General features: G+C 63.9%; 13 protein-coding genes and 2 pseudogenes. 13 read left to right on the top strand and 2 right to left on the bottom strand.

The window, feature by feature from the left end:
• Positions 1-22: 22 nt before the first annotated feature.
• Positions 23-946, bottom strand: a complete 924-nt coding sequence (locus H0A72_RS00800) for a LysR family transcriptional regulator (protein ID WP_180152921.1) — start codon at positions 944-946, stop codon at positions 23-25.
• A gap of 161 nt (positions 947-1,107) precedes the next feature.
• On the opposite strand from H0A72_RS00800, the gene H0A72_RS00795 reads away from it, so the two are divergent.
• From H0A72_RS00795 to H0A72_RS22485, 5 genes and pseudogenes are all read left to right on the top strand, one after another.
• The gene (locus H0A72_RS00795; RefSeq protein ID WP_180152919.1) at positions 1,108-2,079 is read left to right on the top strand and encodes a tripartite tricarboxylate transporter substrate binding protein; all 972 of its coding nucleotides are present in this window, start codon (positions 1,108-1,110) and stop codon (positions 2,077-2,079) included.
• A 39-nt stretch (positions 2,080-2,118) separates the two neighbouring features.
• Positions 2,119-3,549 (top strand): 3-isopropylmalate dehydratase large subunit, encoded by a 1,431-nt coding sequence (gene leuC / locus H0A72_RS00790; RefSeq protein WP_180152917.1) that lies wholly within the window; start codon positions 2,119-2,121, stop codon positions 3,547-3,549.
• The gene (gene leuD, locus H0A72_RS00785; protein ID WP_180153512.1) at positions 3,549-4,274 is read left to right on the top strand and encodes a 3-isopropylmalate dehydratase small subunit; all 726 of its coding nucleotides are present in this window, start codon (positions 3,549-3,551) and stop codon (positions 4,272-4,274) included. The genes leuC and leuD overlap by 1 nt, the downstream gene beginning before the upstream one ends.
• Positions 4,190-4,426, top strand: a pseudogene (locus tag H0A72_RS22300) (mandelate racemase); the annotation flags it as partial. The gene leuD and the pseudogene H0A72_RS22300, both read left to right, overlap by 85 nt.
• Positions 4,426-4,545, top strand: a pseudogene (locus H0A72_RS22485) (mandelate racemase); the annotation flags it as partial. The pseudogenes H0A72_RS22300 and H0A72_RS22485, both read left to right, overlap by 1 nt.
• 32 nt (positions 4,546-4,577) lie before the next feature.
• Here the strand turns inward: H0A72_RS22485 and fabG are convergent.
• Positions 4,578-5,318: a 3-oxoacyl-ACP reductase FabG gene (gene fabG, locus H0A72_RS00770; protein ID WP_180152915.1), complete on the bottom strand. Its 741-nt coding sequence runs from the start codon at positions 5,316-5,318 to the stop codon at positions 4,578-4,580.
• A gap of 263 nt (positions 5,319-5,581) precedes the next feature.
• Between fabG and hisD the strand changes: the two genes are divergently transcribed.
• From hisD to H0A72_RS00730, 8 genes are all read left to right on the top strand, one after another.
• Positions 5,582-6,907, top strand: a complete 1,326-nt coding sequence (gene hisD / locus H0A72_RS00765) for a histidinol dehydrogenase (RefSeq protein WP_180152913.1) — start codon at positions 5,582-5,584, stop codon at positions 6,905-6,907.
• 31 nt (positions 6,908-6,938) lie between these two features.
• Positions 6,939-7,700 (top strand): SDR family NAD(P)-dependent oxidoreductase, encoded by a 762-nt coding sequence (locus H0A72_RS00760; protein ID WP_180152912.1) that lies wholly within the window; start codon positions 6,939-6,941, stop codon positions 7,698-7,700.
• A gap of 56 nt (positions 7,701-7,756) precedes the next feature.
• Complete coding sequence (locus H0A72_RS00755; protein ID WP_180152910.1) at positions 7,757-8,476, top strand: RraA family protein; 720 nt, start codon at positions 7,757-7,759, stop codon at positions 8,474-8,476.
• 65 nt (positions 8,477-8,541) lie between these two features.
• Positions 8,542-9,534, top strand: coding sequence for a Bug family tripartite tricarboxylate transporter substrate binding protein (locus H0A72_RS00750; RefSeq protein WP_180152908.1), 993 nt, complete (start codon positions 8,542-8,544; stop codon positions 9,532-9,534).
• A 2-nt stretch (positions 9,535-9,536) separates the two neighbouring features.
• Entirely contained in the window at positions 9,537-11,279 is a 1,743-nt protein-coding gene (araD, locus tag H0A72_RS00745; RefSeq protein ID WP_180152906.1) for an L-arabinonate dehydratase, read from the top strand.
• Positions 11,280-11,287: 8 nt separating this feature from the next.
• Positions 11,288-12,247, top strand: coding sequence for a hydroxyacid dehydrogenase (locus tag H0A72_RS00740; protein ID WP_180152904.1), 960 nt, complete (start codon positions 11,288-11,290; stop codon positions 12,245-12,247).
• Positions 12,244-13,428 (top strand): alpha-hydroxy acid oxidase, encoded by a 1,185-nt coding sequence (locus H0A72_RS00735; RefSeq protein WP_180152902.1) that lies wholly within the window; start codon positions 12,244-12,246, stop codon positions 13,426-13,428. The genes H0A72_RS00740 and H0A72_RS00735 overlap by 4 nt, the downstream gene beginning before the upstream one ends.
• Complete coding sequence (locus H0A72_RS00730; RefSeq protein ID WP_180152900.1) at positions 13,421-14,464, top strand: LacI family DNA-binding transcriptional regulator; 1,044 nt, start codon at positions 13,421-13,423, stop codon at positions 14,462-14,464. Before H0A72_RS00735 ends, H0A72_RS00730 begins: the two co-directional genes overlap by 8 nt.
• Positions 14,465-14,556: the final 92 nt, after the last annotated feature.

The raw sequence follows: 14,556 nt of genomic DNA, 5'->3' as shown, positions 1-14,556 counted from the left end.
GGGGGCTGCGCCAGCGTGGATGCTACCAGCGGCTGTGGGAGTCGCTGGTCGGCTTGCGCTGGTCGGCGAACCAGTCCATGAGGAAGTCCAGGAAGGCGCGCGTGCGCGCCGACACATGCTGCCGCCGGGGGTAGACCGCCACCACGTTGGCTGACGGCAGGGACCACTCCGGCAGGACCTGCCGCAGCCTGCCCGAGTTCAGGTAGCGGGCGATGTCCCATTCCGAGCGCATGAGGATGCCCAGCCCATCGAGCGCCCATTCCACCGCGGCTTCTCCATCGTTGCTGCTGGCTCGGCCCGCCACCTTGACCGTCTGCACGCGGTTGTGCCGCGACAGATGCCAGGCGCCGTAGGTTTCGTCGCTTTCCCGGATGACGATGCACTGGTGCGCTTGCAGGTCGGCGGGCGCGGCCGGCTCGCCCGCCCTGGCGAGATAGGCGGGCGATGCGCACAGCAGCCGTCGGTTGATGGCGAGCGTGCGGGCGGTCAGGCGCGAGTCGGGGGCGTCGCCAAAGCGGATGATCGCGTCGAAGCCGGAGTCCACGAGGTTCGCCGGCGTATGGCTCAGGTGCAGCTGTACGTCGATGTCGGGATAGCGCTGCAGGAAGCGCGAAACGGCGGGCGCGATGTGCCGCCGCCCGAATCCCAGTGTGGCATGCACCCTCAGCAAGCCGCGCGGCGCCGCCCTGCCGCCGGCCACGGTCTGTTCGAGCGCGTCGATTTCCTCGAGCAGTCTTTCCCCCTGGGCGAGATAGGCTTCCCCTTCGAGCGTCAGGCTGATGCGCCGTGTCGTGCGATTCATCAGCCGCACGCCGAGCCGCTGTTCCAGGCCGGCGAGGCGCTTGCTTACCGTGGGCGGCGTAACGCCGAATTCCTGGGCCGCGCGGGACAGCGCGGCGTGCTTGGCCAGCGTGACGAAAAAGCGAAGATCGGAGATGGCGTCCATGGCGAGCTGCGATTTTATTATGTCGTACAAAGAAATAATGTATTAGAAGAATCGACATTATGCTGAACTCAGGACATATTAGCATTGGTCTTGCCGGTTTTCCTGACCGGCATGGGAGCCCAAGGCTTCCCCCTCATACAACAATTCATCGGGAGACATTCATGTACAAGCTTCCTTTCGTGCGCCGCTTGGCCTGCTGTGCGCTGCTTGCGCTGCCCATCCTGGCGGCCGCGCAATCCTACCCGGAACGGCCCGTCAAGCTGGTGGTGCCCTACGCGCCCGGCGGAAGCGCCGACATCGCCGCGCGCCTGATCGCCGACGACTGGGGCAAGGCGCTGGGCCAGCCCATCGTGATCGAAAACCGCTCGGGCGCCGGCGGAAACATCGGCGTGGACATCGTCTCGAAGGCCAAGAACGACGGCTACACCATCGGCCTGCAGACGGTGTCGCTGGCGATCAATCCTTCGCTATACGACAACATGCCCTACGACACACTGAAGGACTTGGCGCCCATCGGCATGGTGGCCACTTCCCAGCACGTGCTGGTGGTCAATAACGACCTGAAGGCCCGGTCGGTGGCCGAGCTCATCGCCGCCGCGAAGGCTGCGCCGGGCCAGCTGCTCTACGGCTCGGCCGGCAGCGGCAGCACCTTCCACATGGCTGCCGAGCTGTTCAAGTCGGTCTCGAAGACCGACATCATGCACATTCCGTACCGGGGCGGCGGGCCGGCCATGCTGGACACCATTGGCGGGCACGTGCAAATGTCCTTTCCCGTGCTGTCGGCCGCCTTGCCGCAGGTGCAGGGCGGCAAGCTGCGCGCCCTGGGCGTGACCGGCCCCAAGCGTTCCGCCCTGATGCCGGACGTGCCCACGATCGGCGAGGCGGGCCTGCCCGGCTACAGCTTTGAGACATGGTTCATGGTGTTCGCGCCGGCTGGAACGCCGGCGCCCGTGCTCGAAAAGCTGAACGCCACCCTGAACCAGACGCTCGATTCCCCTGCGCTCAAGGAAAGGATGACGCGCGAAGGCTACGACCCGGCGCCTTCCTCGATAGAGCAGGCGCGGAAGCTGCTCGCAGGCGACATGAAGAAATGGAACACAGTGATCTCGGCGGCGGGCATCAAGGCCAACTGATCCCGCCGGATGAAGCAACTTGATTGGGATGACTACAGGATGAGCCTCCGCACGCTATACCAGAAGCTCGTCGAGTCGCATACCGTGACACGGCTGGACGACGAGAATGTCCTGCTTTTTGCGGACTTGCATTTGATGAACGAGTACACAAGCCCGCAAGCCTTCGCCGGACTGCATGAGCAGGACCGGGGCGTACCCCTGCCCGGCCAGAATGTGGCCGTCGTCAGCCATATCATTCCCACCCGGCCCGAAGCCTTGCGCGTCATCGCCGACCCGGCCTCGGCGCTGCAGGCAAGCAACCTCAAGCGGAACTGTCTGCGGCACGGCATTCCGCTGTTCGACACCAACGACGCGCTGCAGGGTATCGAGCACGTGGTGGCGCCGGAGCATGGGATGATACGGCCCGGCATGGTGGTGATCTGCGGCGACAGCCACACCACCACCTATGGCGCCCTGGGGGCGCTGGGCTTCGGCATCGGCACCTCGGAGGTCGAACACGTGCTGGCGACGCAAACGCTCGTCTACCGTGTCGCCCGCGACATGCGGATCAGCGTCGATGGGGAATTGCCGCCGGGCACGACCGCCAAGGACCTCATCCTGATGATCATTCGCCGCATCGGCGCCCAGGGCGCGCGCGGCTATGTGGTGGAGTTCCGCGGGTCCGCCATCGCCGCGCTGTCGGTGGAGGCGCGTTTCACCCTGTGCAACATGGCGGTGGAAGCCGGCGCCCGCGGCGCGCTGATCGCCCCCGACAGCCTGGCCATCGACTATGTGCTGGAGCGCGCGGCTGACATCGAGGGGCACACGCGCGAGCGCGCGGTCGCTCACTGGCGTGGGCTGCGGAGCGACGAAGGCGCGGTGTTCGACGTGGAGCATTATTTCGACGCCGGCCAGGCGGCGCCGTACGTCACCTGGGGCACCAGCCCCGACCAGGCGATTCCAGTGGACGGCACGATACCCGACATCCCCGCCGATGCCGCGGGCAGGCCCGACGCCTCGATGCAGCGCGCATTGCGCTATGTCGGCCTGAGCAGCGGCGACACCCTGCTGGGGCTACCCATCCAGCACGTGTTCATCGGCTCCTGTACCAACGGCCGCATCGAGGACCTGCGGGCGGTTGCCGGCATCGTGCGTGGCCGCAAGGTGGCCGAGGGGGTCAGGGCCATGGTCGTGCCGGGTTCCGGCGCGGTCAGGCGCCAGGCCGAGCGTGAAGGCCTGGACGGCGTGCTCATCGAGGCGGGCTTCGAATGGCGCAAGCCCGGATGCTCGATGTGCCTGGCGATGAACGACGACGTCCTCCAGCCTGGCCAGCGCTGCGCATCGACGACGAACCGCAACTTCGAGGGGCGGCAGGGCAGGGGTGCCATCACCCACCTCATGAGCCCGGCGATGGCCGCGGCCGCCGCCGTCACGGGTCGAATCACCGACGTCAGGCGATACCTGGCGGGCACGCAAGCGGGAGCGCAATGATGCACGACAAGCACCAAGTTATCGAAGGCCTGGCGGCGTCGATTCCCCTGGCCAATCTCGACACCGACCAGATCATGCCGAAGCAGTTTCTGCGGGGCATCGACAAGGCCGGGCTGGACAAGGGCCTGCTGTATGACATGCGCTTCGATGAGGCGGGCAGGCCGCGCGAGACCTTCATCCTGAACCGCCCGGACTATGCGCGGACTCGCATCCTGCTGGCGGGGCCCAACTTCGGCTGCGGCTCCAGCCGGGAACATGCCGTGTGGGGCCTGCAGCAGTTCGGCATACGAGCCATCATCGCCCCAAGCTTCGGTGAAATCTTCTATTCCAACGCCATGAACAACCGGCTGTTGCTGGTGATGGCTTCCGAACCGGACGTCCGGGCGCTCATGGACGACGTGTCGGTTCCGGAGCGCGGCCATATCGCGATAGACTTGAAAACGATGCGGGTGCGCAGCGGCAAACGGGAAATCGCCTTCGATCTGTCTCCGCGCCATCGCGGCATGTTCATCCAGGGCCAGGACCTGATCGGCGCTTCCCTGGCGCACCGCGAGGCGATAGAAGCGTTCGCCGCAAGGCATTGGCAGACGCATCCGTGGCTGAAGAATGTGGCGGGCCTGACGTTCGAACGGCTTGGCGCATCGGCACCGGCGTCATTCGCGGCGGCAAGCCCGTCATCGGCTCCGGGTTCAACTCCAACGGGCGCTATGGGCAGGGCGCGCTGATGCGCGGCCGCATCATTCCGCGCGTGCTGGAAGCGGGCCCGGCCTCGCCCGGCTGTTGGCCGAACGCTATGGCGATGGCCGGCCCAATAAAAAAGGTTTTCGTCTACGCCGCCGGCGGCTACTACTATCCCGGACGGGACCACGGCAAGCTGGCGGTTTTCCCGATGGCGTGAAAGTGGAGGACAGCTACATCGCCATGCCCGAATTGCCCGGCATAGGCTTCGAGGGGAAGGCGGACCTGTACCGCGTCATGCAGGCCCTGACCGCCTAGCAGGCGCCCGCCCCGTCCAGCCGGCCGCCAGGCTAGAGCGTCAGGCCGCCGCTGGCCTCGATCACCGTGCCGTTGACGTAGCTGGCGTCGTCGCTGGCAAGGAAGGCGTACACGTTGGCGATCTCTTCGGGCCTGCCGAGCCGCTTCAGCGGCACTTGTTCGCACATCCGGGTCAGCACGTTGTCGGGCACGCTGGAAAGCATGGAGGTTTCGATGAAGCCGGGCGCCACGGCATTGACGCGGATGCCCTTGGGGCCGAGCTCGCGGGCCCAGGTCTTGGTGAAGCCGATCACGCCGAACTTGGCGGCGGCGTAGTTCGTCTGGCCGAAATTGCCATAGATGCCGACGACCGAGCTTGCGTTGAGGATCACGCCGCTGCGTTGCGCCACCATGGTGGGAAGGACGGACTGCGTCACGTTGAAGACGCCTTTCAGGTTGACGTCTATCACCGCATCGAATTCGTCGACGCTCATTTTCTCGACACGGGCGTCGCGCGTGATGCCGGCGTTGTTGACCAGGACGTCTATCCTGCCGAGCCGCCGCACCACGTCTTCGACCATCGAGTCCAGCGCGTCCCGGTCGGTGACGTTGAGCGAGAACCCGATCGCTTCCGCGCCCAGTTCCTTGCATGAGGCGACGGTCTTTGCGACCGAGGCGTCGTTCATGTCGCATATGACCAGGGCGGCGCCTTCACGCGCGAATTTGAGCGCTGTCGCTTCCCCGATGCCTTGGCCTGCGCCGGTGATGATCGCGACTTTTCCTTTTAGTTTCATGTGGGCAACACTATCGAAGGTTGATGAGGGCGCCGGCCACCTGCGCCGTGACGCCTGTTGACGGGATCACCGGGATTTTATACGGCTTGCCTTGGCGGCCTTGCCCAGGATGGCCCGCGCGCAGGCGGGCGAACGTGCGGCGGGGACACAAAAAAATATTTGCAATCGCTTGCAATGAGGTTTATAGTGCCTCCGAAGGCTGCTTCATTTGGACTTTTGCAGTCAATTTTGCAACCGCTTGCAAAAATTATCAGGAATATGAAATGACCGTCAGATATTTGAAGAAAGGCAAGGACGACCAGGCGATCGCCGAAAGTGATGCAAAGGTTCGGGCCATAGTTGAAACGATACTCGCAGACATAGAAAAGCGGGGCGATGACGCCGTGCGCGACTTGTCGAAGAAGTTCGACAACTGGGCGCCGCGGGACTTTCATCTGGGGCAGGCGGAGATCGAAGCAGCGGTGAAACAGCTGTCGCCTTTGCAGATCGAAGACATCAAGTTTGCCCAGAAGCAGATCGGCGGGTTCGCGACGATACAGCGCGCATCGATGAAGGACGTCGAGGTGGAAACCATGCCCGGGGTGGTGCTCGGGCATAAGCACATACCGGTCAACGCGGTGGGATGCTACATACCCGGCGGCAAATACCCGATGATCGCCTCCGCCCACATGAGCGTGCTCACCGCCAAGGTCGCGGGCGTCCGGCGCGTCGTGTCCACCGCGCCGCCTTTCCAGGGGGCGCCTCATCCGGCCATTGTCGCCGCCATGCATTTTGCCGGCGCGGATGAAATTCTCGTGCTGGGCGGCGTTCAGGCGATTGGCGCGATGGCGCTTGGAACCGGCAGCATCGCCGCGGTCGACATGCTGGTCGGCCCCGGCAACATGTATGTGGCGGAGGCCAAGCGCCAGCTGTTCGGGCGGGTCGGCATCGATCTGTTCGCGGGGCCGACCGAGACCCTGGTGATCGCGGACAGCACGGCCGATGCCGAGATGTGCGCGGTGGACCTGCTGGGGCAGGCCGAGCACGGCCCCACTTCGCCCGCCATCCTGCTGACCACGGACGAAACCCTTGCGCGCGAGACGCTGGCGGAAATCGACCGGCAGCTGCGCATCCTGCCCACCGCGGATGTCGCGCGCATTTCATGGGCGGATTATGGCCAGGTCATACTTTGCGATACCGACGAAGAAATGATCGAGGTGGCGGACGATCTCGCCTACGAGCACGTGCAAGTCCTGACGAAAGACCCCGACTTCTTCCTCAAGCATTTGACCAACTACGGCGCTTTGTTCCTGGGGCCCCGCACCAACGTGTCTTTCGGGGACAAGGTGATCGGCACGAACCACACGCTTCCCACCAAGCGCGCGGCGCGCTACACGGGCGGGCTGTGGGTCGGCAAGTTCATCAAGACGTGCACCTATCAGAAAGTCACCAGCGACGAGGCATCGGCGCTCATCGGAGAATATGGTTCGCGGCTGTGCCACATGGAGAACTTCGCGGGGCACGCCGAGCAGGCCAATCTGCGCGTCCGCCGGTATGGCGACCGGGCCGACGTGCCGTGGTATGAGCCCGTCCCTCCGAAAGCGGCCTGAGCAATGCCCGCAAACTGAAAAGGGGAACGCCATGCGAACACCGAGTTTCCGTCTGGATGGGAGAAGAGCCCTGGTCACGGGGGGCAGCCGCGGAATCGGCCTGGCCGCCGCGGCCGCGCTGGCGCAGGCGGGAGCCCAAGTGGTGCTGGCCGCCAGAACCGAAAACGACTTGAAGGCCGCCAGGCAGCGGATAGAGGCGGATCAGCCCGGCGCCCAGGTAACGCTCTGGACGGTCGACGTTACCGACTCGTCCGCGGTCAGGCGGGGCATGGCCGAGCATGGCCCGTTCCACGTTGTCGTGAACAACGCGGGGACCAACCGGCCGGCCCTGATTTCGGATGTCGCGGACGCCGATCTGGATGACGTCATCGATCTCAACGTCAAGGCGGCATTCTATGTGACGCGCGAGGCGGTCCGCCTGATGCGGGAGAACAGCCTGCGCGGCAGCATCATCAATGTGTCTTCGCAGATGGGGCATGTCGGTGGGCCGAAGCGTACGGTCTATTGCGCGACCAAGCACGCCATCGAGGGCTTTTCAAAGGCGCTGGCCCTGGAGCTGGGGCCGGCGTCCATTCGCGTCAATACGATCTGCCCGACGTTCATAGAAACCGAAATGACCAAGGACATGCTGAATGATCCTTCTTTCAAGGAGTTCGTCGAGTCCAAGATCGCGCTGGGCAGGATGGGCCGCCTTGAAGACATCATGGGCGCCGTCGTTTTCCTTGCCGGCGATGCGTCCGCAATGATTACCGGCTCGGCAATCATGATCGACGGGGGATGGACGGCCGCCTGAGGCCATCGAGGCGGGCAGTACGAATCAACAAACTGAACCTTACGAGAGAGTCCTGTATGTCAAAGAAAATCGATCCCGCGCTGCTGACGCCGGAGCTGATTGAAGTGCTTACTTCGGTGGATACGCCGACCATATGCAACGCGCTCGAGGTCGCCACCGGCACCCGCACGAACAAGGGTTTCACCCGGGGGGCGTTTCATGCGGCGCATCCCGGCATGAAGCCCGTGATGGGTTTCGCGCGCACGGCCACGCTGCGCACCGCCCATCCCTATACCGAACCGCTGGACGCCATAAAGGCCAGACGCATCGCCTGGTACGAGCACCTGGAAGGCAAGGGCGTCCCCACGTTCTGCGTGATGGAGGACATCGACGACGAGCCTGGACTGGGCGCTTTCTGGGGGGAAGTGCACAGCAACGTCCTGAAGGGCCTCGGGGTCGCCGGAGTGCTGACGAACGGCGCCATGCGCGACTTCGGCATGCTGGCGGAAGGTTTTCAGATTCTGGCCGCGACCATTTCGCCCAGCCATGGCTACGCGCAAATCGTCACGATCGGCCAGCCCGTCCAAATTCACGGCCTGACCATCGAAGACGGCGACCTGATTCACGCCGACAGGCACGGAGCCGTGGTCATTCCGCCCGAAGGGCTGGCAACGTTGCCGCATGGCATAGAAGTCATCACGGCCAAGGAACGGCCCCTGATAGAGGCCGCAAAGCGCCCGGGCTTCTCGGTGGAAGACCTGAAGAGGGCCATGAAGGAAGCCGACGACATTCATTGACCGGAAACTTGTACACCGGTGGAACTTAGCCTAATTCAATAGGCATTTATTGGAGAGACGACACCATGAAGAAAAACCTTTTTTCGCGCGCATTGCTGACCTTGGGCGCCGCCATGCTCGGCCTGGCCGGCGTCACGGCTACGGCGACGGCCGCGGCCAGTAATTACCCTGCGGAGCCGATCAAGCTCATCATGCCGTATCCGGCGGGCGGCATGAGCGACGTATCCGCCAGGACGATCGCCGAAGCGCTTTCGAAGAAGCTCAACGGCAACATCATCGTCGAGAATCGCCCGGGAGCCGCATCGACGGTGGCCAGCAACTGGATGGTGCATCAGAAGGCGGACGGCTACACCTTGTACGCGGCGCCGGTATCGCTGGTGCTGAATCCCATCCTGCAGCCCGAGGTCGGCTACAAGCCGTATGAAGACTTCACGCCGATATCCATGCTGCTGTACTCGCCCTTCGTCCTTCAAGTGAACAAAGACCTCGGGGTGAGCAACGTGAAGGAGTTGATCGACCTCATCAAGGCGCGTCCCGGGAAGTTCGCGATCGGGACGTCGGGGGTCGGCTCCATCAACCATCTGGCCGCCGAATACTTCATCAATGAGTTCGGGCTGGACATGATCGTCGCCCATTACAAAGGCGGCTCGCCCGCGGCCAAGGACTTGGTGGGCGGGCAGATCCAGATGATGTTCTCCGCCGCGAACGAGGCCGCCCCGATGATGGCCGCCGGCAGGACCAAAGGCCTTGCCGTGACCACTTCGGAACGCTTGGCCATGCTGCCGGACGTGCCCACCATGAACGAAGCCGCCGGCTTGAAGGATTTCGAAGCCGTCTTCTGGATGGCGCTGGTGGCGCCCAAGAACCTGCCCGCGGACATCCAGTCGAAGCTGTCGCTCGCACTGCAGGAGCTGGGCAATGATCCGCAGCTGCGCCAGAAAACGGATGCCCTCGGCGTACGCCTGCATGTCTCCAAACCCCAGGAAGTGACGGACAATCTGCGTCACGACGAGAGGAAGTGGGGCGACATCATCAAGAAACTGAACATCAAGCTCTGATCATGAACGACATCAAGAAACGCAAGAAAACCCCGGAGACCTTGCGCAGCCACAGGTGGTACGGCGCGCAAGACCTCAGGGCATTCGGCCATCGGTCGCGCACCATGCAGATGGAGCTCGACCGCGAGGATTTCGTCGGCAAGCCGGTGATCGGCATCGTCAATACGTGGTCGGAGATCAATCCCTGCCATACGCACCTGAGGGCGCGCGCCGACAACGTGAAAAGAGGCGTATGGCAGGCGGGGGGCTTTCCCGTCGAACTGCCGGCGATCACGCTGGCCGAGACGATACAGAAGCCCACGACCATGATGTACCGCAACCTGCTGGCGATGGAGACCGAAGAGCTGCTGCGGTCGTATCCCATCGACGGCGTCGTGCTGCTCGGCGGTTGCGACAAGACGACGCCCGCGCTGGTCATGGGAGCGACCAGCATGAACCTGCCGACGATTTTTCTGCCCGCCGGCCCGATGCTGACGGCGCGCTGGAGAGGGCAGACCTTGGGATCCGGGTCGGACCAATGGAAGTACTGGGACGAGCGGCGCATGGGGAACATCACCGAAGAAGAACACCGGGAGGTGGAAGCCAGCATCGCCCGGTCTCCCGGCACCTGCATGACCATGGGAACCGCGTCCACCATGGCGGCGATCTGTGAAGCGCTGGGTGTTTCGCTCGCGGGGGCGAGCTCCATTCCGGCGCCCGACTCGGGGCACGGCCGCATGGCCGCCCAGTGCGGCAAGCGCATCGTGGAAATGGTATGGGAAGACCTCAAGATACGGGACATCCTCACGCCCGAGGCATTCCACAACGCCGCGACCACGCTGATGACCAACGGCGGGTCGACCAACGCCGTCATCCATCTCGTCGCCATGGCGGGCCGCGCGGGCGTGAACCTCGGCCTGGATGATTTCAACGCGATCAGCGCTCGCACGCCGGTCCTGGCGAACATCCGTCCGGTCGGGGACAAATACTTGATGGAAGACTTCCACTATGCCGGGGGGCTGCCGGCCTTGCTGCGGGAAATACAAGACCTGCTGCACCTGGATGCATTGAACTGCAATGGCAAGACGCTGGGCGAGAACATCTCCCACGCGAAGATCTGGAATGACGACGTGATCCGCCGCCGCGACAATCCCGTGAAAGCGGACGGCGGCCTGGTGGTGCTGCGCGGGAACCTGGCGCCCGATGGCGCGGTGCTCAAGACCGGCGCCATGGACCAGCGCTTCCTTCAGCATACCGGCCGCGCCGTCGTGTTCGACAGCTACGACCACATGATGGACCTCATCGATCGCGACGATCTGGACGTCGACGGCGACTCCGTTCTCGTCCTGCGCAACGCCGGCCCGCTCGGCGGCCCGGGCATGCCCGAGTGGGGCATGATGCCCATTCCCCGCAAACTGTTGAAACAGGGCATACGGGACATGGTCCGCATATCGGATGCGCGCATGTCCGGCACCAGCTACGGCACCTGTGTATTGCACGTCGCGCCCGAAAGCTGGGTGGGAGGGCCGCTGGCGCTGATACAGACCGGCGACACCATCAGGCTCGATGCGCACGCGAAGACCTTGGAGGTCCTGTTGCCGGACGAAGCATTGGCCGAGCGGCGCAAGAACTGGACGAGGCCGGCCGAGCGATTCCCGCGTGGCTATGGGAAGCTCGTCATGGCCCACATACAACAGGCCGATAAAGGCTGCGATTTCGATTTCCTGATGGGAACGGAACCGATCCCGGACCCCGAAATTCACTGAGGCGCACCATGCCGCACATACTCGTTTCGAAGAAGATCGCCGATCCCGGCATCGCGCTGCTGCGCGCCCGGGAAGGCTTTACGGTCGACGTGCTCGAAAACCCGGGGCCGGGCGACTTCACCGGCAGACTGGCCGATGCGGATGGCGTCATCCTGTTTTTCCAGCCGCTCAGGGCCGCCGACATTGCCGGCGCGCCGAAGCTGAAGGTCGTGTCGCGCCATGGCGTGGGCTACGATTCAGTGGACGTCGCCGAGCTGGACAAGCGCGGCATTCCCCTGACGATCACCGCGGGAGCCAACGCGGTCGCCGTGGCGGAGCATGCGCTGTCGTTGTTGTTGGCGGTGGCGCGGCGGTCGGTGTCGTTCGACAAAGACGTCCGGGCGGGGCTTTGGTCCAGGAACGCGTCGGTTCCGATCTTCGAGCTGTATGAAAAGCGCGCGCTCATCGTCGGAGCCGGGCGCATTGGCAAAGCCGTGGCGCAACGGCTGCGGGCGTTCGGCATGCATGTCGCGGCCTACGACCCGGCCTTGCCCGCCGGCTCGGCCGTCGGCGACGGCATCGAGCGCGTGCCGGACCTGGATGAAGCCCTGGCGCGCGCCGATGTCGTCAGCCTGCACATGCCGCTGACGCCGGATACGCGCAACTCGATCGATCCGCGCCGCATGAAGCAAGGCGCCATACTGATCAATACCGCGCGAGGCGGCGTGATAGACGAAGGCGGCCTGATCGACGCCCTGAAGAGCGGGCATATATTGGGCGCCGGCCTCGATGTGTTCGAGACCGAGCCTCTTGCGGCGGACCACCCGTTGTGCCGGGTGGACAACGTCGTGCTGTCTCCACACATCTCGGCCCTGACGGACGGCGGCTTGCGCCGCATGTCGCTCGAAGCGGCGCAGAACGTCATCGATTGCTTCGACGGCACGCTCGACCCGGGCATGGTCGTCAACAAGCAGGTATTGGCGACATGAAGCTGGATCGTCTGCTGTCGGTTTCCGACTTCGAACGAGCAGCCAAGAAATTCCTTCCGCGTTGCGTATACGGCTACGTGCGCGGAGGGACCGAAGACGAGCGGTCTCTGCGGGCCAACCGCCAGGCGTTTGACGAGCTTGGATTCTTGCCCCGCGGCTTGAACGTCGTCGACAAACGGGAGCTTTCGACGGAATTGTGGGGCCGCCGGTACGCCATGCCGTTGGGCATCGCGCCCACCGGCCTTGCGGGACTGCTGCGGCATGAGTGCGACCTGGACCTTGCGCGCGCGGCGCAACAGGCCCGCGTTCCCTTCATTATCAGCGGGTCTTCCAGCGTTCCCCTGGAAAAGCTGCAGGAAGAGGACAGGGACAACTGGTACCAGGCCTATTTCCCCGGGGACCGCGCACGGATGTCCCGCATTCTCGACCGGCTGCGCGCCGCGAAGATCGACGTGCTGGTCGTCACGATAGACACTTGCGTGGCGGCCAACCGGGAAAACAACGCCCGGATGGATTTCATCATTCCATTCCGAATGACGCCTAGGCTGCTGCTTGATGGTATGCTGCATCCCCGTTGGAGCGTGGGCGTTTTCCTGAAAACCTTGTATGCGAACGGGATTCCCAGATTCGCCAATCTGTACGAAGAAATCGGGCCGCCCATCACGCAGGAACCCGCCCACGGTTTCCGTACGGGTCGGGACAGGCTTGGCTGGGACGATATGGTGTGGTTGCGTGAGCAATGGAAAGGACGGCTGGTGTTGAAGGGCGTAATGCACCCTCTGGATGCCGAAAAGGCCGAGCAGATAGGCGCGGACGGGATAATCGTATCCAATCACGGCGGCCGCCAGCTGGACGGGACGATAGCGCCGCTTGCCGCCTTGCCCGCGATCATCGATACTGTGTCCGAAAGGCTTCCGGTCATGATCGATGGCGGGTTCCGGCGCGGCACCGACGTCTTGAAAGCCATTGCTTTGGGGGCCAAATTGGTATTCGTGGGGCGGGCAACGTTGTACGGCGCCGCAGTGGCCGGAGAAGCCGGGGCGCGGCGCGTGCTGTCCATTCTGGCCACCGAGCTGGATAGAGACATGGCTTTGCTGGGTTGCGCGAGCCTTTCGGAGGTCACGGCGGCTTTGCTCAAAACCCGGGCCGGCGCTGCGTTTGAGGCTGCGAACTATGACTGAATCCGTGAAACCGGCGCCCACGGGCTTGGGGCAATCGACACTGGCCGACGTGGCCGCTCTTGCCGGTGTAAGCACGTCGGCCGTGAGCCGTACGTTTACCCCTGGCGCCAGCGTAGCGAAAAAAACCCGGGCCCGAGTCCTGGAAGCGGCCAAGAAGCTCGGCTATCGCCCCAACGCCATCGCCCGCACCTTATCCACCCGGAAATCCCGCATCATCGGCGTGGTGGTCTCATATCTGCACAACCAGTTCTACCCCGCCGTCATCGAACGGCTGTCGCAGCTGCTGCAGGCCCACGGCTACCATGTGCTGTTGTTCATCAGCAGCGATTCGAACTCCAGCGACGACGGAATGGACTCGTTGGTGCTGGACATTCTTCAGTACCAGGTCGATGGAATAGTGCTCGCCAGCACGGTGATGTCGTCCCGACTGGCGGCGCACTGCCAGTCGGTGGGGATACCCGTCGTGCTGTTCAACCGGGTGGCGCCCGTCGAGGAGGCCAGCATGGTGACTTCCGACAACATCGAAGGCGGGCGCCTCGCCGCCCAGGTCCTGCTGGAACGCGGGGCGCGCCGCATAGGCTTCATCAGCGGCCTGGAAGATTCATCGACGTCACAGGATCGCGAGAAAGGCTTCATGGAAGAGCTGGCCCGGCACCGTAAAACGCTTTTCGCACGCATATCCGGCGAGTATGACTTCGGCGTGGCAAGAGCCGCGACACGGGAACTGTTCAGCCAGAAAAAACGGCCGGACGCCTTGTTCGTCGCCAATGACCACATGGCTTTCGCCGTAATGGATGCGCTGCGCATCGACCTGGGCCTGAACGTGCCGCAGGACGTCCAGGTGGTGGGCTTCGACGACGTCCCGCAGGCTGCCTGGGGCGGATACCAACTGACGACCATAGAGCAGGACTCCGAACTCATGACCCGGGCGACCGTGGCAATTCTGCTGGAGCATATCGAATCGGGCGCCGCCACGCCACGGCGGGTGGTGACCCCCGTACGGGCCGTCATTCGCGCCACCACGCTTCCTTTATAGATTATCGACGGGCCGCGGAGGCAAGGCCTGTTCGTTCGAAAATTTTTGCAAGCGATTGCAATTTCAGTGATTTGAAATGGAGGACGGCGCAG

The organism is Parapusillimonas granuli (assembly GCF_013416525.1).
Lineage (GTDB): Bacteria > Pseudomonadota > Gammaproteobacteria > Burkholderiales > Burkholderiaceae_B > Parapusillimonas > Parapusillimonas granuli.
The sequence above is the reverse complement of the archived record's forward strand: the minus strand, read 5'-3'. Positions and strand labels throughout refer to the sequence as shown.